Genomic DNA, 26463 nt, shown 5'->3' on the forward strand with positions numbered 1-26463 from the left:
TCGGGTTCGCGCTCGCGTCAGCGCAGCAGCCAGTCCCGGGTGTGCTCCATGACCTCGGAGCGGCTCCGGGGGCCGTGGTCGGCGGCGATGAAGTATTCGCCGATCCGCAGGGAGTAGACGATCATGCAGCGGACCTCGACGTCGTCCTCGTCGGGGCAGAAGGCGCCGAACAGCGAGCGCAGGTAGTCCATGCGCCGGTTGTCGACACGCCGGAGCCGCTCCGCGACGGACCCGTCGCGCCGCGCCCAGTCGCGGATCGCGAGGTCGGTGGCGACGCCCCGCGCCGGACTGCCGGAGGCCGCGGCGATCGCGAACAGCCGCTTCAGCCTGGCCCTGGGGTCCCCGCCCGCGCCCTCGACCTGTTCGATCACGGCCTCGGCGGCCTCGCGCTCCCAGGTGTCGAGCATCTCGGTGAGCAGCGCGTCCCGGTTGCCGAAGTACCCGTAGAAGCCGCCCTTGCTGACACCGAGGGCCTGCGCGAGCGCTTCGATCCGGACGGCTTGCGGGCCTCCGGCGGCGAGCGCGCGCAGCCCCTCCTCGATCCAGCTGCCGCGCGGCGTACGGGTCACGCCCACGATGCGTCTCCCCTCGAGCGGTCGTCGTCGATCCACCGATCTATACGGTGCCGTATAGATCGGTGCTAGCCTGCTGTGTATACGGCATCGTATAGACAGGGGCTTGCCCATGAGACTCCCCAGCACCGCACACACCGACCGTCCCTGGCGGATCCACGAGATCGCCGGCGACTTCCGGGTCGAGGACGTGTGGGAGCTCCCGACGCCGGGCGGCCCGGACGACCTCGAACGGCTCGTGCGCCAGTTCGCGAACGGCGAGGGGGATCCCGTCCCGTCCTTCGTGGGTCGTGCGCTCTTCGCGATCCGCTGGAAGCTCGGGGCCCTGTTCGGCTGGGACAAGCCCGCCGACGGCCCGGAGGGTCGGGCGACGACGCTGCGCGACCGGCTGCCGGCGGACCTCCGCGAGGGTCCCCGGGGGCCCGACCTCGGCTCGGTTCCGTTCACCTCCGTTTACCAGACGCACGACGAGTGGGCGGCGGAGACGGTGAACCGGACCGTGCACGGCGTCATGCACATCAGCTGGGTCCCGGACGGAACCGGCGGCTACCGCGGCCAGATGGCCGTCCTGGTCAAGCCCAACGGGCTGCTCGGCGCCGTGTACATGGCGGGCATCAAGCCCTTCCGGTACCTGGGCGTGTACCCGGCGCTGATCCGCGGCATCGGCCGCGAATGGCAGACCCGTTCGGCCTCCGGCGCGGCCTGATCCGCGAGAGGGTCTTTCATCCGGCCGGCCACTGGTCGCGGTAGACGATGTGGATCCCGCTGCCGGCGCTGATGGTGTGGTCGTTGTCGCCCAGCGTCGCGCAGTAGTGCCGGTGGTCGGGGTGGGCGAAGACGTAGCCGGAGCCCTGGTGGGCGACGTCGGCGAAGAGCCACGCGGTGTCGGCGAAGAGCTTGGCGCTGCCCGTCATGAACAGCGTCCCGGCGTGGACGTGCTGGTGGAACCGGTCCCGGTTCTCCTGGTGACGCCGCTCCGGCCAGGGGTCGGTTCCCATGGCGGGCGAGGCCGGTCCGGGAAGGTCCGCGGTCTGCGGCCGGCCCGGGCCCAGCCGGGCCCGCAGCTCCTTCCAGCGCGAGGGCGCGAACTGCAGCGAGTGGTGCAGGAGGACCAGGTCGAGGCCCGGTTTCCCGGTTTCCGGGTCGGCGCGCCGCAGCGGGACGTGGACCAGCGAGCGCGGGGAGGTGGCCGCGAGCGACCACAGTCCGGCGATGAGCTGCGCGGCGCCCTGGTCGACCTGGGCGTCCAGGTACCAGTTGCCGTCCGACAGGACCGCGCGGGCCGGCGGGCGGGCCGGGCGGATCACCTTGAACCCGGTCGGGCCGAGCCGGGCCCGGTGGATGGTGAGGGGCAGTTTCATATGGGCAAAGGGAGAAGTTTCATAGGGGCCAAGGGATACGCCACTCCTAGAACGGGTGCCAGCGGATTTCCGGGTCGCCCTCGCGCAGGGAGGCCACCCGGCGGCGGAACTCGGCCAGGGCCTTCGGGTTGGCCGGGGCGTGCTGGGAGACCCAGGCGCAGCTGGCCGTCTCGCGGGCGCCGCGCAGGACCGCGCAGCCCTCCCAGTCGCGCACGTCCCAGCCGTAGGCCGCCGTGAACTCCTCGTACGCCGCGCCGGGCAGTCCGTACCGGTCGCGGGAGAGGGCCATCACCACCAGGTCGTGCTCGCGCAGGTCGGCGGAGACCGTCTCCAGGTCGACGAGCACCGGTCCGTCCGGGCCCACGTGGACGTTGCGGGGCAGCGCGTCGCCGTGGATCGGGCCCGGCGCGAGGTGCGGGGCGAGGGCGGCGACCTGGGCGGCGTACCCGTCACGGCGGGCCCGCAGGTACGCCGCGTCCGCCGGATCGATCGCCCCGCCCGCGAGCCGCAGCCAGCGCTCGACCCCGCCCAGCAGATCGCGCGGCGGCAGTGCGAAGGGGGGCGCGGGCAGGGCGTGGATCTGCCGCAGCAGCGCGGCGAGGTCCCCCGGGCCGGCCGGGCGTACCGCGTCGGGGAGCCGGTGCCACAAGGTCACCGGGTGCCCGTCGACCAGCCGGGGCTCCGGCTCGGCCGCGCGGACCGCGGGGACCCCGCACTCCGCGAGCCAGGCCGCGACCGCGAGCTCCAGCTCGGCGCGAGGCAGCAGCGCCGCCTCCCGGCCGACCTTGGCGACGAGGCCGTCGTGGAGCGCGAAGACGGCGTTCTCGCCGAGGGCCAGCAGCCGGGGCTCGGACGCCCCGGTCCCCGCCCCGGTGCTCGCCCGTGCCAGGCCCGCCGCCGTCAGGGCTTCCCGGGCGCGTGCCTCGTCCATGCCGTCTCCGCAGTCCGTCCGTTTCCCGGGTGCTCCGGGCGGCACCGGGCCGTACCCGGGTGCTCATGACCGGACAAGTTTCGCATCCGGCACGCAGGTCCCACTTCTTCCCCCAACAGGTTGCACGAGACGTCTCGTCTCGTTATGGTTCCCTCATGACCACGACCCCGAAGCCCGCCCACATCGCCATGTTCTCGATCGCCGCCGCCGGCCACGTGAACCCGAGCATCGAAGTGATCCGCGAACTGGTCGCCCGTGGCCACCGCGTCAGCTACGCCATCCCCGCCGCGTACGCCGACAAGATCTCCGGGACCGGCGCCACCCCGGTGATCTGGAACTCCACCCTCCCCACCGACGAGGACCCCGACGCGTGGGGCACCGAGCTCATCGACAACATCGAGCCCTTCCTCGCCGACGCCGTCCAGGCCCTCCCGCAGCTCGCGGCCGCCTTCGAGGGTGACGAGCCGGACCTCGTCCTCCACGACATCACGGCCTATCCTGCGATCGTCCTCGCCCACCGCTGGGGCGTCCCCGCGGTCTCCCTCTCCCCGACCCTGGTCGCCTGGACCGGCTACGAGGAGGAGGTCGCCGAGCCGATGACCGCCGAACTGCGCGCCTCCGAGCGCGGAAGGGCGTACTACGCCCGGTTCCGGGCCTGGCTCGACGAGAACGGCATCGACGAGGACAGCGACCGGTTCGTCGGCCGCCCCCGCCGCAGCGTCGTACTCATGCCGCGCGCCCTCCAGCCCCACGCCGACCGGGTCGACGAGGCCGTGTACACCTTCGTCGGCGCCTGCCAGGGCGACCGCAGTGCCACCCAGGGCACCTGGACGCGGCCCGCGGACGCCGAGGGGAAGAAGGTCCTCCTGGTCTCCTTCGGGTCGACCTTCACCAAGCAGCCGGCCTTCTACCGGGCCTGCCTGGAGGCCTTCGGGGACCTGCCCGACTGGCACGTGGTGCTCCAGATCGGCAAGTTCACCGACCGGGCCGAGATCGGCGAGATCCCCGCCAATGTCGAAGTCCACCGCTGGGTTCCCCAGCTCGACATCCTGCGCCAGGCCGACGCCTTCATCACCCACGCGGGCACGGGCGGCTGCCAGGAGGGCCTGGCCACCGGCACCCCGATGGTCGCGGTCCCGCAGGCCGTCGACCAGTTCGGCAACGCCGACATGCTGACCGCCCTCGGTGTCGCCCGGCACGTCCCGATGGCCGAGGCCGACGCCGCAACCCTGCGCGAAGCCGTGCTCGCCCTGGTCGCCGACCCGGAGGTGGCCGCACGCGCGGACCGGATCCGCCGCGAGATGGCGACGGAGGGCGGCACGCGCCAGGCGGCCGACCTGATCGAGGCCGAACTGCCCGCGTGACCATGACCGGCACTGTCAGGGGCGAGCCCTATCGTGCAGGCATGACCAAGACGACCAAGGCAGCCGAGACGACCAAGGCGAAGTACGCGGCGCTGCTCCGGGGCATCAATGTCGGCGGGAACAAGAAGGTCCCGATGGCCGAGCTGCGCCAGGTCCTGGAGGGCCTCGGTCACGAGGACGCGCAGACGTACCTCCAGAGCGGCAACGCCGTCTTCACCACGACCACGGACAAGACCCCGGCCGCCCTCGCCCGCGACCTGGAGGCAGCCATCGAAGCCCACTTCGGCTTCCGGGTCCCCTGCCTGGTGGCCGGCGGCGCCTACCTGCGCGCCGTCGCGGACGCCTGCCCCTTCCCGGCCGCCGACCTCGAAGGCAAACAGCTCCACGCCACCTTCTGCTCCGAGCAGCCCGCCGAGTCCCGCTTCGCCTCCATCGACGCCCCCGCGTTCCTCCCGGAGGAGTACCGCGTGGGCGACCGCGTCATCTACCTCTACGCCCCGAACGGCCTGGGCCGCTCCAAACTCGGCGAGGCCCTCGCCAAGCCGGCGGTGGTCAAGGGCCTGGACGTGACCACCCGCAACTGGAACACGGTAGCCAAGCTCGTCGAACTGACCAGGCCCTGAGACCGGGACGGCGGAGGTCCCGGGGCCGGGGCGGAGGCCGATCAGACCGGGATCCTGCGTATCTTTTCCGCATGAGCGAGCCCCTGCACCCGCCGTGCGACGTGCCGATACCGCCCGCCGTGGCGGAGCTGTTGGAGCTGGCCCGTGCGGCCGTGGAGGCGGAGGACTGGGTGGCCGCCGGACACGCCGGGGTCGCCGCCGCCGTGCGCGGCAGCGCGGACGGCGCACGGCTGGCGAGTCAGGTGGCCGGGCCGATCAGGCAACTCGCCGACGGTGGATCCGCGCGGGCCGCCGCGCTGCTCGCCGGGATCTTCCTGGAGTACTTCCACGAGTCGGCCCTGCCGATGGCCGTCTCGTACGCCAAGGCGGCGGCCGAAGCGGGCGACCCGGCCGGGCAGCGGACGTACGGCTACCTGCTCGCCGAAGGTGTCGGCGTGGAGGCGGAACCCGCCCGGGCGGTCGCGTTGTTCCGTGCGGCCTCGGAAGGTGGCGACGCCCATGCGGCCTTCAACCTTGCCCAACGGACCGAGGACGGCGACGCGGCGATGCTCCTGCTCCGACGCGCCGCCGAGCGCGGTCTGGCCATGGCCGGGGCCGCTCTCGGTGACCGGTTGTCCACACCCGACAGGCCCTAGTGCTGTGGCCGGCAAACCTTCCCGGTCACAGCACTAGCCGGTCAGCGCGTCCAGCAGGGATACCTCCTGCGGGGTCAGGTGGACCGTTGCCGCGTCCAGGTTCTCCGCAAGGTGGTCGGGGGAGCCGGTGCCCGGGGTGGGGCAGAGGACCGGGGAGTGCTGGAGGAGCCAGGCCAGGGCGATCTGGCCGGTGGACGCGCCGTGTTCGCCGGCGACCGCCGTCATTGCCGCGGCGCTTTCCCGGGTCAGGGCGCCGCTGCCCAGCGGGTAGTAGGGGAGGAAGGCGATGCCGCGCTCCTCGCACAGGGCGAGGAGCGCCGCAGAGGAGCGGTCCAGGAGGTTGTACGGGTTCTGGACCGAGGCCACCGGGACCACGGACAGGGCCTCCTCGAGTTGGCCCGCCGTCACCGTGTTCAGCCCGATGTGGCGGATCTTGCCCTCCGCCCGGAGCTCGGCCAGCGTGCCCAGCTGCTCCGCCGGCGGGACGGCCGGGTCGAAGCGGTGCAGCTGGTAGAGGTCGATCCGGTCCAGGCGGAGCCTGCGCAGGCTCGCCTCGCACATGGAGCGCAGGTCCTCCGGGCGGCCCGCCGCGTGCCACTGGTCGGGGCCGGTGCGCACCACCCCGCCCTTGGTGGACACCACCAGCTGCTCCCCGTACGGGTGGAGGGCCTCGGCGACCAGCTCCTCGGCCAGGTGCGGGCCGTAGTTGTCGGCGGTGTCGATCAGGGTGACCCCGCGTGCGACGGCGGTGCGCAGCAGCGCGACCGATGCGGGGCGGGCGGCGCGCGGGCCCCAGTAGCCGGCTCCGACCAGGCCGCCGGTGCCGAGTCCGAGGCGGCGTACGGGAAGGTCCCCGCCGAGGGCGAACGTCTCAACCACGTCAACAGACATGGCCCGACCGTAACCCAGGCCCGCGGATGTGCCAGGCTCGTGGGCATGCGTTACATCATCATCGGCGCCGGAGCGATCGGCGCGACCATCGGCGGACGGCTCTCGGAGTCGGGCAACGAGGTCGTCCTCGTCGCGCGCGGGCCTCACGCGCAGGCCCTGCGGACCGACGGGCTGCGGCTCACCACGGCGGACGGGGAGCGGGTGCACCGGCTGCCCGTCGTCACGGGGCCGGCCGAGCTGGGCGAACTGCGCCCCGACGACGTGCTGTTGCTGACCGTGAAGACCCAGGACGCGCTCGCCGCGCTCGACGCGTGGGCCGACGCGGAGGTCGCGGGCGGCGGTACGGCCGCACAGCGGCTGCCGGTGCTGTGCGCGCAGAACGGCGTGGAGAGCGAACGCCTCGCCCTACGGCGCTTCGCGCGCGTGTACGGGGTCTGCGTGTGGCTGCCGGCGACCTTCCTGGAGCCGGGGGTCGTCTCGGCGCTCTGCGCGCCGCTGACCGGGATCCTGCACCTCGGCAAGGCCGCCGGAGGCGCCGACGGGCCCGTCCGGCGGATCGCGGCCGACCTGGAGAAGGCCGGGTTCGGGGCGCCGGTCGTCGAGGACGTGATGCGGTGGAAGTACGCGAAGCTGCTGGGCAACCTGGGCAACGCGATCCAGGCGACGACCGGCCCCGAGCCCGAGCCCGCGAAGGCGGCGCTGCTGCTGCGGGCCGTACGGGAGGCGAAGGCCGCCTTCGCCGCCGCGGGGATCGACTGGGCTTCGGACGCGGAGCAGTCGGCGGCGCGCGACGGCAAGGTCGAGGTACCGGCGGGGGCGGTGCGGGGCGGCTCGTCCTGGCAGAGCCTGGCGCGGGGGACGGGGTCGGTGGAAGCGGACTACCTCAACGGGGAGGTCGTGCTGCTGGGGCGGCTGCACGGGGTGGCGACACCGGTCAACGACACGCTGCGGCACGCGGCGAACATCTTCGCTCGGGAGGGCCTGCCGCCCGGGGCGATGTCCGCCTCGGACCTGACGGCCCTGGCCGACGAGGCCGCGGCGCGGGTGTGACCCCCCTCGGACCGGCATCGGCCCGGGCTCGTCTCCACGAGGACTTGTCCGTCACGCGGCGGCATGGTGGCGCGATTCGGCTGGCACTGTGAGGCGTCAGGGGCTGTACTGGTGAACTCCCCTTATTCCAAGGGTGACTTCACTCAGCCAGGCGCAATCAGAACTCGGTGAACGCGCCATCAGACGGGGGTCTACGTGTCGAACATCGAAGTCATGCTCGGTCAGATCGTTCCTGCCGCGGGGGCGGCGGTGGCCGTGTACGGCGCTGCTGTGCTGCGACGGGCCGAGGACGAGGCGGCAGGAGCCACCGTACGGCTCGGCCGGCGGCTGCTCGCCCGCATTCGGAGTGGAGCCGCCGATCCGGCCGCGATCGACGGGGCCGTGACGGACCTCGCCGCCGATCCCGCCGATCCGGACGCGCTCGCAGCGTTGCGCTTGCAGATCAGGCGCGCCCTCGCCGCTGACCCCGCGCTCGTCGACGAGATCGCCGCGCTGCTCCCCGCGCCCGGCCCCGCCCTGAGCAGCGGAGCCGGAGGCGTGGCGGTGAGCGGGAACGTCTCGGGAATCGTCTCGACCGGAGACGGCGCGACGAACATCCAGCGCCGGTGACGGGCGACAGCGGCGTGCCGGCTTCCGGGGGCCGCGTGGAGGCCGGCCATGACCACGCGGGAGTCGTCGTGCACGGCGACGTGAAGGGCATAGTCAACACCGGCTCCCACAGCATCAGCGTCATCTACGACGGGAACGCCCTCGTCGAGATCACCAGCCTCCGTGACATCACTCCGCATCAGCCGCCGCTGCTGCCGGCCGCGGGCCGGAGCAAGCTGTTCGGCAGGGACACGCTGGTGAACGACGTGGTCGCGCAGCTCGACGACGGCCGCAGCGTGCAGCTGCACGGGAAGCCGGGGGTCGGGAAGAAGGCCTTGGCCGCGGCGGTGCACCGGGAGCTGGCCGCCCGGGGGCGTCGCGGCCACGTCCTGTACCCGCGCACCGGGGCGGAAGAGGCGGAGTCACTGCCGGCGCTGTACGGGCGACTCGCCGGGGCGTTCTTCGGCACGCACTTTCTGCGGTCCGTCGACGAGACGCAGCTGCGCGCGGCCCTGTCCGCCGCGGACTTCTCCGGCGTGCACGTCACCGTCGTCGACTGCGTCCTGCCGCAGAGCGATCTGACGCGGCTCCTCGAGACCTTCTCCGGCTGCACGTTCCTGTTCACCTCCCCCTACGCGACGCTGCCCGACACCGGCGCGACCCATCTCGTCCGGCCTCTGTCCCGTACCGCCGCCGTCGAACTGCTCAGTGCCGAAGTGGGGCTCCCGCTCGGCCCGGCGGGGTTGCAGAACCTGCAGTTCGACCACGTGTGGAACGAGTCGGGTGGCGCGCCCCAACGGATCTGCCAGTACGCCCAGTTCATCAAGGGTTTCGACCAGTGGGAGCGGCGCGTCCGCGGGGACGGCGAACCGTGGGACGAGCCGGCTCCCATCGATCCGGCGCTGCTGAGTCCACGACGCCAGGCGGAAGCGCTGGCCGTCGCCTTGAGCGAGCCCGCACGTCGCGTACTGCTCGCACTGGCGACGTTCGGCACGGCGCTTCCCGCCGCCTGGATCGCTCCGGTCACCGGCTATCCACAGGACGGCGCCGCCGTTGAGGAGCTGGACGACCGGCGCATGGTCAAGCAGTTCGGCGGGAGGTACTGGATCACCGAGGACGCCGCCGCGGCCGTCCACCACCAGGAGTGGGCTCCGGCCGCGGCGACCGCGGCGGCGGAGGGCCTGCTCGCGGCGCTGGCGCGCCAGGACGGACCGTCGGGCCCCGGGCCGGACGCGTACCTCTTCCTGACCGTCGCCCGCGCGCTGGTCCGCGAGGAGCAGTGGGCGCTCGCCTCGCGATTCGTGCGGACCGCCGGACCCCGGGCCCTGACCGAAGGGCGCGGGCAGCTGGCGCTCCAGCTCTACGGGCTGGGCCGGATGGCGGCCGCGCGGGGCGGCATGAGCAAGGACGTCACGTTCCACGACCGGGCCGAGAAGCTGACCCGCGACCTCCTCGACGGCGACAAGGCGGGCACCGCCGCGGGCGCCGCTGTGCTGCTCGCCCCGGCGCTCGGGGCGGTCGCGGTCGAGAGCGGGAAGACGTTCGGCTTCTTCGGGAAGATCGTCGCCACCGTCTCCACCAAGGCCGGTGCCTCCGCGGCCGCCGCTGCCGTGGTGGTGGCGGCGACCACGGTGGTCGTGGTGGCGAATGCGAACGACATGCCCGCGGGCTGCGAACCGGCGTACGCGGCGGTGGAGGCGTATGACAGCGTTGCTCAGCGTACGTATGACGAACTGTCGCAAAAGACCGGGGTGCTGGCCTCAAGGCTCAGGGCCGCCGCCGGGGAGGCGTCCGAGGCGGGCATCCGGTCGGAGCTCAACCGGCAGGCGGATGCCCTCGACACCAAGACGGCGGCGGATGTGCGCGAGAACGACGAACGGATGAACGCGAGTTTCCCCCCGCATCCTGAGGTCACCGCAGGCTTCGCGTCTGGTGCCGCGCTGCAGAACAAGATCTCGACCCTGCGGGTGATCATGTCGGTCTGCCCCGCCCAATGACCCGCGAGCGGCGTCCGGGCCTCGCACCGGGCGCCGCTCGGACGGTCCCGGCTACGCCGCCAGGGCCGGGATGCGGGCCGGGGACGCGGTGGCCGTGTCGAACCTGCGGAGCAGCAGGCGGGCCAGTTCCGGGGAGGGGCCCAGGACGGCCGAGATCACGTCGGCGCCCGCGGCTTCGGCGCCCGCCGCGATGCGGTCGGGGAGCCGGCCGGGGGCGATGACGTAGGGGGCCACCGCGATCCGGCGGACGCCCTCCGCGCGCAGTGCGCGTACGGCGTCCTCCGTCCGGGGAAGAGCAGCGGAGGCGAACGCAGGCCGCACGGCGCACCAACCGGTGTGCCGCCACTCCCGCGCGGTTTCAGCGATCACTGCGATCGCCTCCGGGTCTGAGGAACCGGCGGACGCGAGCACCACACCGGTGGTGGCGCGGTCCGCCGGGGTGAGGCCGGCTTCCCACAGCCGGCGCTCCAGGGTCGCCAGCAGCAGCGGCGACGGGCCGAGCACATCCGCGATCCGGACCGAGAGGTCCGGCAGGTGGGACGTGGCTCCGGCGAGTACCGCCGGGATGTCGGACTTCGCGTGGAACGCCCGCGTCAGGAGGAGCGGGAGCGCCACGATCTCGCGTACGCCCGACAGGTAGAGCGAGGCCACCGCCTGGTCGACGGTCGGGGTGTCGAAGTCCAGGAACGCGGTCTCCACACGCAGCCCCGGCCGCAGCGCCCGTACCCGCCGGGTGAGGGCGTGCACGGTCGCCGCGTGCCGCGGGTCGCGGCTGCCGTGGGCGATGACCAGCAGGGCGGGGGAGTGAGCGGAGCGCGCCGGCACGGTGGTCAGCTCTTGACCAGCAGGCCGCGGGTGCGCAGCACCCACCGCTCGACGGGGCTGAAGATCAGCAGGTCGATCGCGATGCCGACGACCAGGATCAGGATGATCGCGAGGAACACGCCGGGCAGGTCGATGTTGTTGCGGCCGTTTTCGAGGAGCTGGCCCAGGCCCAGGCCCAGGTCGGGCGAGCTGGCGATGATCTCGGCGGCCATCAGGGAGCGCCAGGAGAAGGCCCAGCCCTGCTTGAGGCCGGCCAGGTAGCCGGGCAGCGCGGCCGGCATGACCACGTGCCAGGCACCGCGCAGGCCGGTGGCGCCCAGGGTGCGGCCGGCCCGCAGGAACAGCGGCGGGATCTGGTCGATGCCGGAGACGAGGCCGTTGGCGATCGACGGGACGGCGCCGAGCAGGATGACGGTGTACATCATCGCGTCGTTGAGCCCGAACCAGAGCACCGCCGGCGGCACCCAGGCGACCGAGGGCAGCGACTGCAGCCCCTGCAGGATCGGGCCGATCGCGGCACGGACGAACTTCACCCGGGCGACGAGCAGGCCGAGCGGGGTGCCGATGGCCAGGGCCATCAGGAAGCCGAGCAGACCGCGCGAGACGCTGGTCCAGATGACCTCGAGCAGGGTGCCCTTCGCCCACATGTCGGACAGGCTGTCCAAGACGGAGGACAGGGCGGGGAGCTTGGTCTCGTCGGTGACCTTCGCCGCGACGAGGATCTGCCAGACGAGGAGGACCAGGCCGACGGCGATGACCGGCGGCAGGACCTTCTTGACGAGGACCTCGCGGACCGGGGTGCGGTGGGTCTGGACGGCGTCGAGCGCGTCGAGGCCGGCCTCAAGTCCCGCGAGGTCGTCCGTCTTCGCCTTCGTTTCAGTGCTGGCCATGGCGGCGGATCTCCCCACGCAGGTGTTCAGTGATCTCAAGGGACAGCTCCGCGACGTCCGCGTCCTCGATGCGGCGCGGCTGCGGGATGCCCACGGTCCACTCCTTGGCGACCCGGCCGGGGCGCGAGGACAGCAGGACCACGCGCTGCGCGAGCCGTACGGCCTCGCGGACGTTGTGCGTGACGAACAGGACGGACAGGTTCGTCTCTTCCCAGATGCGGGTGAGCTCGCCGTGCAGCACGTCGCGGGTGATGGCGTCGAGCGCCGCGAACGGCTCGTCCATCAGCAGCAGCTGGCTGTCCTGGGCGAGCGCCCGGGCCAGGGCCACGCGCTGGCGCATGCCGCCGGACAGCTCGTGGACCCGCTTGCCGTACGAGCCGGAGAGCCGGACCAGCTCCAGCAGCCGCTCGGCCTCCGGACGGCGCTCGGCCTTGGGCACCCCGCGCAGGCGCAGGGCGAGTTCGATGTTCTTGCCCGCGGTGAGCCACGGGAAGAGGGCGTGCTCCTGGAACATGAGCGACGGACGGCCGCCGGGGGTCTCGATGGACCCCGCGGACGGCTTGTCCAGGCCGGCGACCAGGTTGAGCAGGGTGGACTTTCCACACCCCGAGGCACCCAGGATGGTGACGAACTCTCCGGGAGCGACATCGAGGCTGATGTCGTCCAGGACGAGCTGCGATCCGGCCGGGCCGGAGAAGGACTTCGAGACGTGCTCGATGCGTGCGGCGTGCGTCTGCTCCGCTACCGTGCCCTCGGCAGCCTTGGCGAGCGTGGTGGCCATGGTCGTCACCTCCTGGGGTTGCTGGATTACGGGGTTACTTGGCGCCGAGGCCGGCGTCGGAGACCTCGGGCTGGCCGGCGGCCTTGAGGACCTTGTTGAGGAGCGTCAGGTCGTAGATGCCGTTGAGGTCGGGCTTCTCGATGAGCTTGGCCTTGACGGCCCACTCGGACTGGGTCTTCAGCGTTGCGGCCAGCGGGTCGTTGGTGATGAGGATGCTGGGCCAGGCGGGGTCGATGACCTTGGCGTCGAGGGGCTTGCCGCCTTCGGCTGCGAGCTTGGCGTTGGCGGAGGCCTTGGCCTTGTCCGGGTTGGCGTTGATCCACTCGTTGGTCTTGACGGTGCCCTTGAGCACGGCCTCGACGACGTCCGGGTGTTCCTTGAGGAACTTCTGGGACACGATGATGTTCGTGATCACGAACTTCTTGTCGGGCCACAGGGTGGTCTCGTCGAGGAGCACGGCGCCGCCGTCGGAGACGAGCTTGGAGGCGGTGGGCTCGGGGACCCAGGCGCCGTCGATGGAGCCGGACTTGAAGGCGTCGGGGGTGACCTTGTTGTCGGTGCGGACGACGGAGACGTCGCCCTTGCCGGACTCGGGGTCGACCGTCCAGCCCTTTTCGGCGATCCAGTTGAGGAACGCGACGTCCTGGGTGTTCCCCTTCTGGGGGGTGGCGATCTTCTTGCCCTTGAGGTCGTCCAGGGTCTTGATCTTCGCCGGGTTCACGACGAGCTTGACGCCGCCGGAGGCGGAGCCGGAGATGATCCGCAGGTTGGAGCCCTTGGACTTCACGTAGGCGTTGATCGAGGGGGAGGGGCCGATGAAGCCGATGTCGAGAGAGCCGCCGTTGAGGGCTTCGATCTCGGAGGGGCCGGCGTTGAAGGACTGCGGCTTGATGGCGGTGGCGCCGAGTTCCTTGGCGATCAGGCCCTCCTGGAGACCGACCAGCGCGGTGGCGTGGGTCAGGTTCGGGAAGTAGCCGATGCGGACCTCGGAGGCCGACAGCTTCTTGCCGGCGTCGGCGGCGACGTTCGCCTTCGGAGCGTCGTCCTTCTTGGCCTCGGAACCGTAGCCGCAGGCGGTGAGCAGCAGGGGGAGCGCAGCTGTGAGGGCTACGGCACGCAGGGCGGTGAGCGGTCTGGCGGCAGACACGGAGGTGTCCTTTCACGGGCGGCCGAGGAGGCACGGAGGGAATGACGGAGACGGGAAGTACGGGGACGAAGCGGTACGCAGGCGGCGACGCGGAGCCGTCGGCACGCGCGGCAGTCGCACCCGGCCGGTCGGCGGGATCGCTGTCGCTCGAGCATGCGGGTGGCGATGTCGGCCGAGGGGCCGAGCCTGCCGGCCGTGAGGGGCGCTCAGTGCCCCGGTGGTGCTCCACACGGGATACCGGGCCCCTTTGGCCGGTGTCAGGAAGGCTGACAGATGGCGCTGGAGGTACGGACCAGGTCGATGTGCCGGCGGGAGGTCAGGGACAGGATCCGGCCAGCGCGTCGCAGTGTCTGCACGGCCGCCTCACCTCCTGATTCCTAGTTTTCCCACCTGGTTGGTAGGCATATTGGCAGACAGGAAGCCGCACCCCAAGAGAACGACCACATGCTGGACCGATTGATCTCTAGATGTGAGAAACCGCAGGTGGGGCGGGGGGTGAGATTTAAGGATTGGTCCAGGCGTCAGGGGCGCGGGACAGGGCGGACACGGCCGGAGGCAGGTCGGAGGACGCGACGTCCGCGAGCGTCACGCCGTCGAGGATCTCGCGCACGTTGGCCCGCAGCGCGATCCACAGGGGGAGGAGGGCCTGGGCGGGGCCGGTGTACGCCAGGTCGGGAGGGCGAACCCCGCGCACCGAGACGAGCGGTCCGTCCACGACGCGGATGACGTCCGCGATGCTGATGGATCCGGCGGGCTTGGCCAGCCAGTAGCCGCCGTTGCCGCCGCGCTGGCTCAGCACGAGACCGCCTCGGCGCATGTCGTTCAGGATGCCTTCGAGGAACTTGTGCGGGATGTCCTGGGCGTCGGCAATGGCCTCGGCCTTCAGCGGCCCGTCATCCTGTGACGCGGCAAGCTGCAGTGCGGCACGTACCGCGTAGTCCGCCCTGGCTGAGATCCGCATGCGGCCATTATCCCGCATGCCCGCGTCCGGCGTCCGCCGCGGGTGAGCCGCCTGCCGCGGGGCGGGTGCGAGCATCCCCCCCGCGGCAGGGGATCCGTACCCCGCACGGGTGCCTCGCGTCAGTGGAAGGCCGCCGCCACCGCACGGTGGGAGCCGTTGAGGTAGTGCTCGCCGATGGAGCGCAGACGGTGCGCGGCAGGGTGGTGGGCCGTCAGGACGCGGGCGTTGCGCCAGAAGCGGTCCAGGCCGGGGGCATCGGCGAGTTCCAGCACGCGCGCCGTGATGTGCAGGGCGGCCTTCGACGTCACCGTCTCGGCCGTGGCGACCAGGGCGGCGATGCCCGCGGGCTCCTCGGCATCGAGCTGCGCACCCCTTTCGAGGGCCTGCGCCATCACCTCGGTCGCCCGGTCGACCACGGCGGTGGCCGTCTGGGCGGCGGAGGCGAGTTCGCCGTACGTCAGGAAGAGGTCCGGGTCCGCACCGGGCAGTCGGTATGCGTGACCGCCCCTGCTGAGGTCGCGTGCTTCGGTGAGGGCGCCCTCGACGATGCCGAGGCCCACGTGGCACAGGGCGAGCCGGAGCGCCGGATCGGCGAGTGCGGTGAAGGGAGCGGTCGGCTCCTCGTCGTACGGGCGGCGGCCCAGTACCTGACCGGGCGTCACGGTGACCCGGTCGAAGTCCACTTCGCCGGCGCCGACCACGCGCTGCCCGAGGCGGTCGTGGGCGGGTTCGATGGTCATGCGCGGAACGCCGGGTGGGATCCGTACGACCAGGACGTCTCCGGTCACCCCGCAGACGGCGTCCACCACGATCTGGTCGGCGATGGACACCGCCGTGTCCACGAAACGGCGCCCGCTCAGAACGTAGCCGGTGTTGCGGGGCTGCAGTGTGAGGTCCGGCCCGCCGGTGTCCTCGTCGGGTGCCGCGGTGCGGATGGCGCCGGTCCACAGCCACTGCTCGCGAACCGACTGCTCCTCGAGGGCGGTCGCGTGGTGATGGCTCGCGTAGAAGCGTCCGCTCCACGCGTGTACGTAGTGGCGGGCGAGTACGTCGCCGACGGAGCTGTCCGCTGTGGAGAGCTTCCGGATGACGGTGCATCCGGTGCGCCAGTCCGCTCCGCGGCCCGGCCCGGGCGGGGTGAGGGCGGCCGGCAGGCCGGCCTCCCGCAGCCGGGCCACCTCGTCGGTCGGCGGCCTGCCCGCCCGGTCGCGGAAGATGGCGTCCGCGGCGAGATCGTCCGCCACGTCGTGGGCGGTGCGCAGGAGCGCTGCCCGGCGCTGCTCGTCGGCGGACCGGCGGCCCACGGTGCTCGGTGTCGTCGGCATGGGAGTCACCGACACGCCCGGGCATCGCCGCGTGGCGCTGGGGCTGGGCGGACAGCGGTGCCATGGGGGGTGGCGGTGGTCATGTCGGCTACTCCGGAAAGTCGTTGGGCGTGTCGGCCGGTTGCTCGCCAGGTGGAGCGGGAGGCGCTCGGGCGGGGCTTCACCGTATCCCCACCTTTCCCATCGGATTGATAGGGATACTTGTCGGAAGCGGCCTTCCAGGCAAGTGCGCGACCGTATGGCGGACAGTCCCGTCTCGGCATGGGAGATGACGCAGGGTCGGGGCCCGGTGAAGGTGCGGCCGGAGGGTGCCGTTTCCCATGCAATCAGTAGGGAAGTGTTGACGCGGGCGCGTGGAGCACCCCACGATGTGCCCATGTCCCCGTCGCAGCCGTTGCTCGTACGCCGCAGGCACGTTGACTTCCGTCTCGTGGCCAGCGCCGTCTGCCGACCCGTCTAGGGTTTCCGACAGGGCATTTCCGCGTCGCGCGCAGGCGTTCCGGCCACCGCTTCTCTCCGTATGCCCTCTCCTCCCGGCAGCGGTTCTCCTGGCGCTGGTCCCGCCGACCCTCCCGCCGAGCCGCTGGGGTCCGCCGCGTGTACGGCATGCCCGGCCCTCCCCGTCGGATCCGTCATGGATCCGCCATGCCCGGTCGTGGCCGAACGCCCGGCATCCGCAGTCCACTCCGAGCAGCCGAAGGGGCTCATCGTGACCACCGCACTTCCCGCATCCGCCATCCGGCGTTCCCCTGCCCCCCGACTCCAGCTGGTCGGTGACCGCCCGGCCGTCGTACCCGCCCATGGAACGGACGGCGGCCGCGTCGGGTACCTCGTGTTCCTCCCGGCGGACGTGGACCCGGTGGCGCTGATGCGCTCGCACGGTGTGCGCCCGGAGATCCGTCCCTTCGAGCGGAGGGCGTCGCAGGCTCCCGATCCGGACCTGGCTCCCCACTCCGGGCCCGTCCGCTCCGACGATGCCATCCAGGTCGATCGGGAACGTCGGCTGGTCGAGGTCGCAGGGCGCGAACTGGAGCTGACCTACCTGGAGTTCGACCTTCTGTCCCACTTCGTGACGCACCCGCACACCGTTCACACGCGGGATGCGCTCATCTCGGGCATCTGGGGGTACGGGCACGTCGGCGACGGCCGCACCGTCGACGTCCACGTGGCCCGGCTGCGCCGCAAGCTCGGCCCCCTCTATCGGGGCCGCATCTCCACGGTGCGGAGCGTGGGCTACAAGTACGTGCCCGACCACCAGTAGCCTCCGGGCGGCCCGGGGAGGCGGCCTAGTCGGCCCGCCGGGCCGTCACCAGGAGGTACTCCCAGTCCATGGCTCCGTCGACGAGGTGCCTCGTGACCAGGTCGTCGAGGGCCGCGTCGAGGGCGGACACCCGCTCGGGGTCTTCGGACACGAAGCGGTACGTGGCGATGGTCGGCCCGTAGCGGGCCTTGAAGTACTCCCGGAACTCCTCCGGCCGCCCGAACCGGTCCACCCGCAGCGTCTGCCGCCGGGCGTCGAAGTCGATCACCCGGTCCCCGAGCAGGGTGCGCACGTGGTCCGGGTCGCCCCACAGGGGCGGCGGCTGGACACCGGGCGGCGGCGGTGGAGCGTAGGGGCGCATCGTGGCGAACATCTGCCCGATGAACCCCTCGGGGGTCCAGTTGATCAGCCCGATGGTGCCGCCCGGTCGGCAGACCCGGACCAGTTCGTCGGCCGTCTCCTGGTGGTGCGGGGCGAACATGACGCCGACGCAGGACATCACCGTGTCGAACTCGCCGTCCGCGAAGGGCAGGGCCTCCGCGTCCGCTTCCCGCCATTCCAGCCGGGCGCCGTGCGTCTCCGCGAGCCGGCGGCCGGCTTCCAGGAGCTCGGGCGTGAGGTCGGAGGCGATGACCTCGGCGCCGAGGAGGGCCGCGGGGATGGACGCGTTCCCGGACCCCGCCGCGACATCGAGGACGCGGTCACCCTGGCGGATGCCGCACGCCCGTACCAGCTCGCCACCCAGCTCGTTGACGACGTTCGACGCCACGGAGGGGTAGTCGCCCAGTGCCCACATCGCGCGGTGCTTCGCCTTCAGGGCGTCGGGGGGTGCATTTTCGTTGCTCATGTTCCTATGACTAGCGCCTGGGCCGGTCCCGGGGAGGGCGACGCTGCGGACGAGTACCCCGCATGGCGGCGGCTGCCGGGGGGAGTTCAGGGAGTTCAGGGAGTTCAGGGAGTTCAGGGAGTCCCGGGGGAGGAGGGCGGAGCTGTCGACCAGTCCGCGCGCGATGGCTCAGCTAGGCGGTGGGGGCGGTCGGGGCGATGGGGGCGGCGGGGACATCGCCCACCGGATGGTCCGTGTCAGGGCGTGCCCCGACAGGGATACGCAGATCTCCACCGGGCCGGTCGCGGGGCGCAGGCCGAGCATGCCCGGGGCCCACGGGGGCAGCAGGGCGATCGCGTTCGCGGCGAGCAGGGCGTACGGGGCCCTGGCCGGCCAGGGCAGCGGCGGACGGCGGAGCAGGAAGTGTGCCGCGTCGAGGGCTTCGGGCGTGGCCCGCAACTCCGGCCGGTACCGCGCCAGAAGGGACTGTAGCGACGCCCTGTCGCGTGGTGGGTCCAGTACGCCGAGGGCCGTCGCCACCCGCGCGGTGTCCGCGACGTAGGCGTCGTATCCGGCCGCGTCGAGCGGGTGCGCTCCGAAGCGCTCGTGTGCGCGCAGGAAGCTGTCGACCTCCGCGGCGTGCACCCAGCCCAGGAGGTGGGGGTCGGCCGCGCGATAGGGGTCGCCCTCCGCTGTGGTGCCCCTCACCCGTTCGTGGACCGCTCGGACCCTGTCGACGGCGAGCTGTGCGTCCTGAGCCGTGCCGTAGGTGGTGACGGCCAGGAAGGTGCTGGTGCGCTGGAGCCGGCCCCACGGGTCGCCGCGGAAGTCGGAGTGTGCCGCCACGGCGGTCATGGCGAGCGGATGCAGGGACTGGAGCAGGAGGGCGCCGAGCCCTCCGATGAACATCGAGGCGTCGCCGTGGACCGTGCGGATGGGGCGGTCGGGGCCGAACCACCTGGGGCCGGGTGCGGTGTGGATCCGTGCGCGGTTGGCGGGGCCGGATGGACCCGCCACCCGGCTGAACAGCGTCGAGCCGAGCCGGGCCCGTAGGTTCCGGTCTCCGGCAGAGGACTTGTCCATGGTGGTGTCCTGCCCGCCCGGTGCCCGGTTCAATGCTTCTCGCCGGTGGCGCGGCTGAGCGATCCGGGCCACCATGCCGCCGGGCCGATGTCCCTGACGAGGGCCGGTACCAGGAGCGACCGGACGACGAGGGTGTCGAGGAGCACACCGAAGGCCACGATGAAGGCGATCTGGAGCATGAACGCCAGCGGGATGACGCCGAGCGCGGCGAACGTGGCGGCGAGGACGACACCTGCGGAGGTGATCACGCCGCCGGTGGCCACGAGTCCTCTCAGTACTCCCCGGCGGGTGCCGTGCAGAAGGGATTCCTCGCGGACCCGGGTCATCAGGAAGATGTTGTAGTCGACCCCGAGGGCCACCAGGAAGACGAAGCCGTACAGCGGGACGGAGGAGTCGGTGCCGCTGAACCCGAGGAGCTGCTGGAACACGATCGCGGAGATGCCCAGGGTCGCGACGAAGCTGAGGGCGACGGTGGCGACGAGGAGCACGGGCATCAGCACCGAGCGCAGCAGTCCGGCGAGGATGATCAGGATGATCACGAGCACCACGGGGATGATGAGCTTGCGGTCGTTCTCGGCGGTGCGCTGGGTGTCGTACTGCTGTGCGCTGTAGCCGCCGACGATCGCGTGGGCGTCCGGTACGGAGTGGACCGCCTGGCGCAGTCGGACGACGGTCTGCTGTGCCGACCTGCTGTCCGCGGGTGCTTCGAGCGTGGCGTTGAGGCGGACCCTCCCGTCCGCCACGAGCGGGGGGCCGCCCGCCGGCCCCGGTGCGGTGAGGGGGGTGACGGCGTCGACGCCTTCGGTCTGCTCGGCCGCCCGCTTGACCTGGTCGATCCGGCCGGCGTCCGCGATCACGACGGCCGGGTTGCCCGATCCGCCGGGGAAGTGCTCGCTCAGGGTCTGCTGGGCGGCCACCGACGGGGCGTCGTTCACGAAGATCTCCTCCAGCGGCACGCCCTTGGCGTTGAGCGTGGGGGCGAAGGCGGCGCAGGCCAGGAGTACGGCGAGGCTGAGGGCCCAGACCTTGCGCGGGGCACGGTCCACCACGGCCGCCACGGTCTTCCAGATTCCGTGGCCGGTGCTGTCGTCGGCGGTGTGGCCGATCTTGGCGGGCCAGTAGGCGGCGCGGCCGAGCAGGACGAGGGCGGCGGGCAGGAAGGTGAGGGTGCTCAGCACCGCGCACACGATGCCGATGGCCCCCACGGGACCGAGGGCGCGGTTGTTGGTCAGGTCGCTCAGGAGCAGGGCGAGCAGGCCGAGGGCGACGGTGCCCACGCTCGCCGTGATGGGGCCGACCGACCGCCGCAGGGCCGCCCGTACCGCGGCGAACCGGTCCGAGCGGGCCTGGAGTTCCTCGCGGAAGCGCGCCGTGAGCAGAAGGGCGTAGTCGGTGGCCGCGCCGATCACGAGGATCGAGAGGATGCCCTGCACCTGCCCGTCGACGCGGACGATGCCACGGTCGGCGAGTACGTAGACGATCGCGCAGGCGAGTCCCAGGGAGAAGACGGCACCGACGATGATCACCAGGGGGAGCAGCAGGCTGCGGTAGACCAGCAGGAGGATCAGCAGGACGGCGGCGAGGGCGACGCCCAGCAGGAGTCCGTCGATCCCGGCGAAGGCGTCGGCGAGATCGGCCTGACTCGCCGCCGGGCCGGCCACCTGCGCGACGGTCCCGGGGACCGTCGCCGCGGCCGCCGAGATCTCCTCCAGGGCCCGGGGCAGCTCCTCTCCGAGGTCGGGCTCGAGCTGTACGACGCCTTGGAGCGCCTGCCCGTCGGCGGAGAGGACGGCGGGGGAGGACGGGCCGGCCGCGAGGCCGCCGTTGCCGAGACCGGTCAAGGCCCGTGTGGCGTCGTCCTGTTGCCGGGGCCCCAGCTTCCCGCCCGGCGTCTTCGCGGTCCACACCACGACCGCGGGCAGGCTCTCGTTCTGCCTGAAGGCCTTCTGCGCCTCGACGACCCGGGTGGATTCCGCGCTGCGGGGCAGGAAGGCCGTCTGATCGTTGGTGGCCACCTCGCCGAGCTTGCCCGCGTACGGGCCCAGTCCGCCTCCGATGAGCAGCCAGGCGACGAGCAGGACGACAGGGATCAGCCATCGGGTGGACCGTGAAGAGGCGGACATGGCGCTCCTGTGGATTTATCTCAACAGTTAACAATCTCAATGATTGAAATAGATTAGCGGGCGACGGCATCACGGAGGTCAGGAGGGCCGCCGCTGCGTGCGCGTACTTCTGTTCTTCTCCGGGAAGGGCCGGTGCGGATGCAGACGCGGATGTGCGGATGCGGATGCGCGGATGCGGGCCGGGCGGCCCGAGGACTCAGCGCCCCGGAGCCCGCAGGTCGCCGAGTTCCTCGTTCAAGGCGGTGAGGAACCTCAGGGCGATCGCGAGTTCCTCCTCGCTGAACCGGTGGCGGGCGCTGTCGGTGGCCTCGGCCAGGGGCATGAAGGACGAGCGGGCCGCTGCCCTGCCCCCCTCCGCGTAGCGGATGTGGACGACGCGGCGGTCCGCACTCTCCCTGGAGCGGGTGATGTGGCCGGCGCGCTCGAGCCTGTCGAGGCAGGCCGTGACGGCGCCCGAGGTGAGGCCGAGGTGCTCGCGCAGCCGGCCGGGAGTGAGGGGTGCGGGACTGTCGAGGATGACGGACAGGGCCTGGACGTCCGTGGGGTGCAGTCCTTGATCGTGCGCGAATCCGTGGACCAGGCGGTTGACCTCCCCGTTCAGCCGCCTCAACTGCACGGCGAACGCGTGCAGGCCCACCTCACCGTTCCCTTCCGGGACACCTCCGCTGGAATTTCGCACATCCGTATTGGCCACCGGGCCAGCGTATAGAAGCATTCGGGCGGCCCGCGAAGTGACGAACCGTCCGGGGCGTGTGACGGGTTCAGCGGGCGAAGTCCGCGAGGACCTCGCGGGCGGCCCTGGACCCGGAAGCCAGAGCGCCCTGGAGCGAGCCGGTCGCCCGGTGGTCACCGCAGACGTACCGGTGTGGGCCGCACCTGGTCGTCCGGATCAGCGGAAGGGGCGGGGCCATGGCGGGCAGCGCATCGCGCACCGTGTGCCGGCTCACCAGCTGCCAGGTGTCCGTGTCGGCTCCGTACGCTTCTGCGAGCGCGGACCGGACCACCGCCTCCTCCGTGGGATCGGGTGCCCCGAGGACGGAGGTGGCGATGAGTGCGCGGCCGTCGGGGGCGTGGCCGGGGTGCACCTCGCTGAGCACGCAGGTGTTGAGGAACCGGCGCTTCGTGTCGACCAGCAGCGTGGGCTCTCGAAGCGGCGAGCGGTCGGCGGCGTGGTACAGGGTGGTGACCGTACGCCCCGCGGGCACGCTCAGCCCGGGCAGCAGCCGGACCGCCGCTGCCGGGTTGGTGGCGACGACGACGGCCCGGGCACGGTGTTCCGTACCGTCCGCCAGGGCCACCCCGTCGTCGGTCAGCCGGGAAACAGGGGTCTCGGTGCTGAGAACGCCCGGGGGAAGGAGGCCGGCGAGCTGGGCGGGGACGGCTCCGATGCCGTCGGCGGGCAGGCACAGAGTGCCGCGCACCATGCTGCGCCAGACCAGGTGGAAGAACCGGGACGAGGTCTCCAAGCCGTCTTCGAGGAACACCCCGGACAGGAACGGCCTGAAGAAGGTCTCGACCAGCCCGTCGGAGATCCCGGCCTCGGCCAGCGCGGTGAGGGTCGTCCGGTCGGGCCGGGCGCGCAGCAGACGCGGAGGCAGGAGCGTGTCCTGCGCCGTGAGGATTCCGAGCGCCGCGAGGTCACGGGCCGTGGCCAGCCGGCCCGGAAGCAGGTCGCGGCTCTCGCGCGGCCGCCGGGTGGGATCCGTGAAGCGCAGCAGCCGGCCACCACCCGTGTGCACGAGCACGCCCGGGGTGAAGGGCCGCAGGCGCAGGGGGCGGAGTGCGAGGCGGCGTTTGACTTGCGGGTACGCGGTGTTGAGCACCTGGAAACCGCGGTCGGTGACGAAGCCGGAGGAACGGTCGGTGCGCATGCGCCCGCCGACGGCGTCCGAGGCCTCCAACAGGCCGACGCGGAGCCCTCCTGCCAGCAGGTCCGCGGTGCAGGCGAGGCCGGCGGCGCCCGCACCGACCACGATCACGTCCGGGCTGTTTCCCTGCTCCCGCATCATGCGCGGTCACCTTCGCTTCAGGGTGATGGGGCCCTCGGCGATCGGCCCCGGCCCACGCTACGTCGCGTCGCAGGCCGGTCCGCCGGGGGCGCGCCGGGGACGGGTCGGCTGCGGGCCGGGCCTGCGGTGGGCAGAGGCGGCTGTGGACCGGGCGTGCGGTGGGCAGGGGCGGTTGTGGACCGGGCCTGCCGTGGGCAGGGTCGGCTGCGGGCCGGATCTGCTGCGCGCCGGGTCAGAAGCGGAACGTGCCGAGATCGTTCACCGTGTCGGCCAGGGCGCGGACGAGGTCGTTCTCGGCTTCGGTCCGCCAGACCAGGGCGAAGGACATGACCGGCAGGTCGGGGATGGGAATCCACCGGATGTTCGGCATGCCACCCCAGTACCGGGTGACATGGCCGGGAAAGCTGTGGATGATCTCGCCCATGCCGACCATGCTGATCAGGTCATGGGCGGTGTCCGCGGACGTGATGCGTTCGATCGTCCGGCCCCGCGGGGTGTGGAAGGGCAGGTAGCTGTCCTCCCAGTAGTCCGGCAGGCCGAGGGCCGTGCTGTGCGGGAAGTCGGCGAGCAGCTCGAGGGGCACGGAGTCCCGTCCCACGAGCTGATGGCCGGCGGCCACGGCAAGGACACGAGAGTCGGTGCACAGCGTCGGGCCGACGGTGAAGTCCGGCTCGTCCACCGGTAGCCAGGCGACGACGACGTCCATGGCCCCGGAACGGAGCTGGCCGAACACGTCGGTGAAGGTCGTCTGGCGGATCTGCAGTCCCCATTGCGGGTATCGGGACCTGAATGCCTTCCAATAGGGGTGCAGATCCGCGACGTTGAAGGGCAGCATGCTCACGCGGAGCTGCGCGGTGATGCCGCGGCCGGCCAGCCTGGCCCGATCCAGGGATGCGTGCAGGCCCGCGTACACCGGTTGCAGGTCGTCACGGAGCTGCCGGCCGATCTCGGTCAGGCGCACGGTCCGGCTGGTGCGGCTGAACAGTTCGGCGCCGATGCGCCGCTCCTGCTTCTTGATGGCCTGGCTCACGCGCGCCGGGGAGACGCGCAACCGCTCCGCGGTCCGGCCGAAATGGAGTTCTTCGGCCAGCACCAGGAAGATCTCGATGTCCCGCAGCTCCACCGGCTCCCCCAATTCCCCGGCGATAACCCGGCGGTTATCGAACAGCGCGGGAGTCTACCTTGATCATCATTGCGATCCTCAAGGGGGGTTGAGGGGCCTAGGCGACCCGCTCCGGGGCGGCCTGCGCCCCGTCCGCTCGGGCCTCCAGCAGCTGCCGGCGCGTTGCACCTCCTGACTTGAGGTGCAGGCTGTACGAGCCGGGCTTCTCCGCCTCGTCGGCCAGGTGCTTGGGGACGTACTTGCACACGGTCTCCTTGAGCTTGGCGCCCAGGAGGCCGTCGACCTTGAACCACACCGCGACGTCCGACCGCTTGGCGAACTGGAAGATGCCGTCACCCCGGCCCAGGCTGATGCACTGGGCACCGAACGGCTGGTTGAGGGTGGCCGGTTCCTCGCCCGCGATCCGGCTGAGCACCGTGTCGGCGGCGCGCGCACCCAAGGGCATCGCGGCCTGGCAGCTCATCCGCAGCGGCAGGCCCGACGGGGCCGCCGAGTCGCCGGCCGCGACGATGCGTACGTCGTCCACGCTCGTCAGCGTCTCGTCCGTGAGCAGCCGGCCCACCGCGTCGGTGCTCAGCCCGCTGCGCACGGCCAGGTCCGGCACGGCGAACCCGGCGGCCCAGATGGTCACCCCGCTCGGCACCTCGCGTCCGTCCGCGAGCTGCACGGCGTCGCGGCCGACGGCGGTCACCTCCGTGCCGGGGCCGTCCAGGACGCGCACACCGAGCCGGTTCAGCCGCCCGGCGACCGAGCGGCGCCCCCGGGCGTGGAGGTACGGGCCGAGCACCCCGCCGCAGACCAGGGTGACGGCACGGCCCTGCTCGGCCAGCTCGGCGGCGGTCTCGATGCCGGTCGGTCCGGCCCCGACCACGGTCACCGCGGCTCTTGGCGGGGCCGCGTCGAGGGCCGGGCGCAGCCGCTGCGCGTCCTCGAGGGTGGCGAGCGGGTAGGCGAACTCGGCCGCTCCGGGAACGCCCGGGTCGGCGCTGCCGCTGCCCACGGCGTAGACCAGGTAGTCGTAGCCGAGCGTGCCGCCCGAGGCCAGCGCCAGGCTGTGGTCCTCCGCGTCGATCCGCGCCACGGTGTCGACCACCAGCCGGACGTCCTCGGCCAGCACGTCCCGGTAGGCGATGACCGCCGCGTCCGAGCCGCCCACCAGCTGGTGCAGGCGGATCCGGTGGACGAAGTCCGGACGCGGATTGACCAGCGTCACCGTCACGTCGCCGCGCTTCGTCAGACGGTTCGCGGCCATGACGCCGGCGTATCCGCCGCCGATGACGGTCACTTCGGTGTTCTCGTTCATGGTGTGCTTCCCATCGTTTCAAGGGGTTCCGGGCACAAGACACCGGAGACCCGATCCGTGTGACAGGTCCGGCTGAGTGACCTGCACGACAGAAGGAGGAACAGGAGGAACAGGAGGAAAGGAGGAGGAACAAGAGGAGGGTGTGGGGCGCGACGGCCGTCAGGCACCGGCGGGCGGCACCCACTCCACCAGCTGGATCAGCACGCCGTTGGGGTCCGCGAGGTGGAACACCCGCTCGCCCCAGGGCTCTTGGCGCAGCGGCATCGCGATCCGCGCGCCCTCCCGCCGCAGCCGCTCGTACTCGCCGGGCAGGTCGGTGACCGTGAAGGACACCGTCACTTCGGCCTGCGCAGCCGGCGGCCCCGGTGCGGGGTCCGGCTCTGGATCGCCTTGGAGGACGATGAGGTCGGTTGCCGCGTCGTCGCGCGAGAGGTGGATGGTCCCCTCGGCCACCAACACCTCGCGAAACCCCAGGTGGTTGGTGAGGTAGCGGCTCGATGCCGCCGGATCTGCGACGGTCAGCAACACCGCGGACGCGATGACATTCATGGAGTGGTCTCCCCTCCCGTGGCCGGATCTCGACACGGCCAACGATCGGCGCAGCGGGGATGTGGATCAAGATCGCTTCTTGCAAGGACGGTTAACCCAGCGGTTCACGATCCGGTTGCGGGCACCCCCGATCGGGATGCGGTTACGTCTTCGACGGGCGCCCGCGGTGTGGGGTGAGTCGGTGCGGGCAAGGGCCGTGCGGGTTCGGTGGATCCGCCGCCGGGCCGGATCGGGCAGAGGAGCAG

At 72.0% G+C, this 26463-nt stretch carries 26 protein-coding genes and 1 pseudogene; 8 read left to right on the plus strand and 19 right to left on the minus strand.

Going from position 1 to position 26463, the window contains the following annotated elements:
- Window positions 1-17 precede the first annotated feature (17 nt).
- Window positions 18-575: a TetR/AcrR family transcriptional regulator gene (locus tag ACFWBW_RS02950; protein ID WP_385367743.1), complete on the minus strand. Its 558-nt coding sequence runs from the start codon at window positions 573-575 to the stop codon at window positions 18-20.
- A 109-nt stretch (window positions 576-684) separates the two neighbouring features.
- On the opposite strand from ACFWBW_RS02950, the gene ACFWBW_RS02955 reads away from it, so the two are divergent.
- Complete coding sequence (locus ACFWBW_RS02955; protein WP_385367745.1) at window positions 685-1278, plus strand: DUF2867 domain-containing protein; 594 nt, start codon at window positions 685-687, stop codon at window positions 1276-1278.
- A gap of 16 nt (window positions 1279-1294) precedes the next feature.
- Here the strand turns inward: ACFWBW_RS02955 and ACFWBW_RS02960 are convergent, their stop codons facing one another.
- Both ACFWBW_RS02960 and ACFWBW_RS02965 read right to left on the minus strand, forming a co-directional pair.
- Window positions 1295-1933 (minus strand): hypothetical protein, encoded by a 639-nt coding sequence (locus tag ACFWBW_RS02960; RefSeq protein ID WP_385367747.1) that lies wholly within the window; start codon window positions 1931-1933, stop codon window positions 1295-1297.
- A 46-nt stretch (window positions 1934-1979) separates the two neighbouring features.
- Window positions 1980-2864: a phosphotransferase enzyme family protein gene (locus ACFWBW_RS02965; protein ID WP_385367749.1), complete on the minus strand. Its 885-nt coding sequence runs from the start codon at window positions 2862-2864 to the stop codon at window positions 1980-1982.
- 120 nt (window positions 2865-2984) lie between these two features.
- Between ACFWBW_RS02965 and mgt the strand changes: the two are divergent.
- From mgt to ACFWBW_RS02980, 3 genes and pseudogenes are all read left to right on the plus strand, one after another.
- Window positions 2985-4228 (plus strand): annotated as a pseudogene (gene mgt / locus ACFWBW_RS02970) (macrolide-inactivating glycosyltransferase).
- Between the two features lie 41 nt (window positions 4229-4269).
- On the plus strand, window positions 4270-4851 hold the full coding sequence (locus ACFWBW_RS02975; protein WP_385367751.1) for a DUF1697 domain-containing protein: 582 nt from the start codon (window positions 4270-4272) through the stop codon (window positions 4849-4851).
- Between the two features lie 71 nt (window positions 4852-4922).
- On the plus strand, window positions 4923-5486 hold the full coding sequence (locus tag ACFWBW_RS02980; RefSeq protein ID WP_385367753.1) for a tetratricopeptide repeat protein: 564 nt from the start codon (window positions 4923-4925) through the stop codon (window positions 5484-5486).
- Window positions 5487-5519: 33 nt separating this feature from the next.
- Here ACFWBW_RS02980 and ACFWBW_RS02985 read toward each other — a convergent pair whose 3' ends face one another.
- Window positions 5520-6377, minus strand: coding sequence for an aldo/keto reductase (locus tag ACFWBW_RS02985; RefSeq protein ID WP_385367755.1), 858 nt, complete (start codon window positions 6375-6377; stop codon window positions 5520-5522).
- 45 nt (window positions 6378-6422) lie between these two features.
- On the opposite strand from ACFWBW_RS02985, the gene ACFWBW_RS02990 reads away from it, so the two are divergent.
- The 3 genes from ACFWBW_RS02990 (at window position 6423) to ACFWBW_RS03000 (ending at window position 10012) form a co-directional block, all read left to right on the plus strand.
- Complete coding sequence (locus ACFWBW_RS02990; protein ID WP_385367757.1) at window positions 6423-7427, plus strand: ketopantoate reductase family protein; 1005 nt, start codon at window positions 6423-6425, stop codon at window positions 7425-7427.
- Window positions 7428-7622: 195 nt separating this feature from the next.
- Entirely contained in the window at window positions 7623-8036 is a 414-nt protein-coding gene (locus ACFWBW_RS02995; protein ID WP_385367759.1) for a hypothetical protein, read from the plus strand.
- Window positions 8033-10012, plus strand: a complete 1980-nt coding sequence (locus ACFWBW_RS03000; RefSeq protein ID WP_385367761.1) for a hypothetical protein — start codon at window positions 8033-8035, stop codon at window positions 10010-10012. Before ACFWBW_RS02995 ends, ACFWBW_RS03000 begins: the two co-directional genes overlap by 4 nt.
- 51 nt (window positions 10013-10063) lie before the next feature.
- On the opposite strand, the gene ACFWBW_RS03005 is transcribed toward ACFWBW_RS03000, so the two are convergent.
- From ACFWBW_RS03005 to ACFWBW_RS03035, 7 genes are all read right to left on the minus strand, one after another.
- A complete protein-coding gene (locus ACFWBW_RS03005) occupies window positions 10064-10837 on the minus strand; it encodes a sirohydrochlorin chelatase (RefSeq protein ID WP_385367763.1) in 774 nt (257 codons plus the stop codon).
- A 5-nt stretch (window positions 10838-10842) separates the two neighbouring features.
- Window positions 10843-11727, minus strand: a complete 885-nt coding sequence (locus ACFWBW_RS03010; protein ID WP_385367765.1) for an ABC transporter permease — start codon at window positions 11725-11727, stop codon at window positions 10843-10845.
- Window positions 11714-12508 carry an ABC transporter ATP-binding protein gene (locus tag ACFWBW_RS03015; RefSeq protein ID WP_266903612.1) on the minus strand — a complete coding sequence of 265 codons (795 nt, stop codon included), beginning with the start codon at window positions 12506-12508 and terminating at the stop codon, window positions 11714-11716. The genes ACFWBW_RS03010 and ACFWBW_RS03015 overlap by 14 nt, the downstream gene beginning before the upstream one ends.
- Window positions 12509-12542: 34 nt before the next feature.
- Window positions 12543-13655 (minus strand): aliphatic sulfonate ABC transporter substrate-binding protein, encoded by a 1113-nt coding sequence (locus ACFWBW_RS03020; RefSeq protein ID WP_385367768.1) that lies wholly within the window; start codon window positions 13653-13655, stop codon window positions 12543-12545.
- 257 nt (window positions 13656-13912) lie between these two features.
- Window positions 13913-14011, minus strand: coding sequence for a putative leader peptide (locus ACFWBW_RS03025; RefSeq protein ID WP_385367770.1), 99 nt, complete (start codon window positions 14009-14011; stop codon window positions 13913-13915).
- 146 nt (window positions 14012-14157) lie between these two features.
- Window positions 14158-14616, minus strand: a complete 459-nt coding sequence (locus ACFWBW_RS03030; RefSeq protein ID WP_385367772.1) for an RrF2 family transcriptional regulator — start codon at window positions 14614-14616, stop codon at window positions 14158-14160.
- A 119-nt stretch (window positions 14617-14735) separates the two neighbouring features.
- Window positions 14736-15941: an acyl-CoA dehydrogenase gene (locus tag ACFWBW_RS03035; RefSeq protein ID WP_385367773.1), complete on the minus strand. Its 1206-nt coding sequence runs from the start codon at window positions 15939-15941 to the stop codon at window positions 14736-14738.
- Window positions 15942-16650: 709 nt separating this feature from the next.
- Here ACFWBW_RS03035 and ACFWBW_RS03040 point away from each other — a divergent pair.
- Window positions 16651-17202, plus strand: a complete 552-nt coding sequence (locus tag ACFWBW_RS03040; protein ID WP_385367775.1) for a winged helix-turn-helix domain-containing protein — start codon at window positions 16651-16653, stop codon at window positions 17200-17202.
- Window positions 17203-17227: 25 nt separating this feature from the next.
- On the opposite strand, the gene ACFWBW_RS03045 is transcribed toward ACFWBW_RS03040, so the two are convergent.
- The 8 genes from ACFWBW_RS03045 to ACFWBW_RS03080 form a co-directional block, all read right to left on the minus strand.
- Entirely contained in the window at window positions 17228-18049 is an 822-nt protein-coding gene (locus tag ACFWBW_RS03045) for a class I SAM-dependent methyltransferase (RefSeq protein ID WP_385367777.1), read from the minus strand.
- Between the two features lie 168 nt (window positions 18050-18217).
- Entirely contained in the window at window positions 18218-19111 is an 894-nt protein-coding gene (locus tag ACFWBW_RS03050; protein WP_385367779.1) for an oxygenase MpaB family protein, read from the minus strand.
- Window positions 19112-19140: 29 nt separating this feature from the next.
- Window positions 19141-21234 carry an MMPL family transporter gene (locus ACFWBW_RS03055; protein WP_385367781.1) on the minus strand — a complete coding sequence of 698 codons (2094 nt, stop codon included), beginning with the start codon at window positions 21232-21234 and terminating at the stop codon, window positions 19141-19143.
- A 196-nt stretch (window positions 21235-21430) separates the two neighbouring features.
- Window positions 21431-21871 (minus strand): MarR family winged helix-turn-helix transcriptional regulator, encoded by a 441-nt coding sequence (locus tag ACFWBW_RS03060; RefSeq protein ID WP_385367783.1) that lies wholly within the window; start codon window positions 21869-21871, stop codon window positions 21431-21433.
- Window positions 21872-21995: 124 nt separating this feature from the next.
- The gene (locus ACFWBW_RS03065; RefSeq protein ID WP_385367785.1) at window positions 21996-23243 is read right to left on the minus strand and encodes an NAD(P)/FAD-dependent oxidoreductase; all 1248 of its coding nucleotides are present in this window, start codon (window positions 23241-23243) and stop codon (window positions 21996-21998) included.
- Window positions 23244-23475: 232 nt separating this feature from the next.
- Window positions 23476-24378 carry a LysR family transcriptional regulator gene (locus tag ACFWBW_RS03070; RefSeq protein WP_385367787.1) on the minus strand — a complete coding sequence of 301 codons (903 nt, stop codon included), beginning with the start codon at window positions 24376-24378 and terminating at the stop codon, window positions 23476-23478.
- An 85-nt stretch (window positions 24379-24463) separates the two neighbouring features.
- Entirely contained in the window at window positions 24464-25669 is a 1206-nt protein-coding gene (locus tag ACFWBW_RS03075) for an NAD(P)/FAD-dependent oxidoreductase (protein ID WP_385367789.1), read from the minus strand.
- A 159-nt stretch (window positions 25670-25828) separates the two neighbouring features.
- Window positions 25829-26218: a VOC family protein gene (locus ACFWBW_RS03080; RefSeq protein WP_385367791.1), complete on the minus strand. Its 390-nt coding sequence runs from the start codon at window positions 26216-26218 to the stop codon at window positions 25829-25831.
- Window positions 26219-26463 lie beyond the last annotated feature (245 nt).

Source organism: Streptomyces sp. NPDC059957 (assembly GCF_042730015.1).
Taxonomy (GTDB): domain Bacteria; phylum Actinomycetota; class Actinomycetes; order Streptomycetales; family Streptomycetaceae; genus Streptomyces.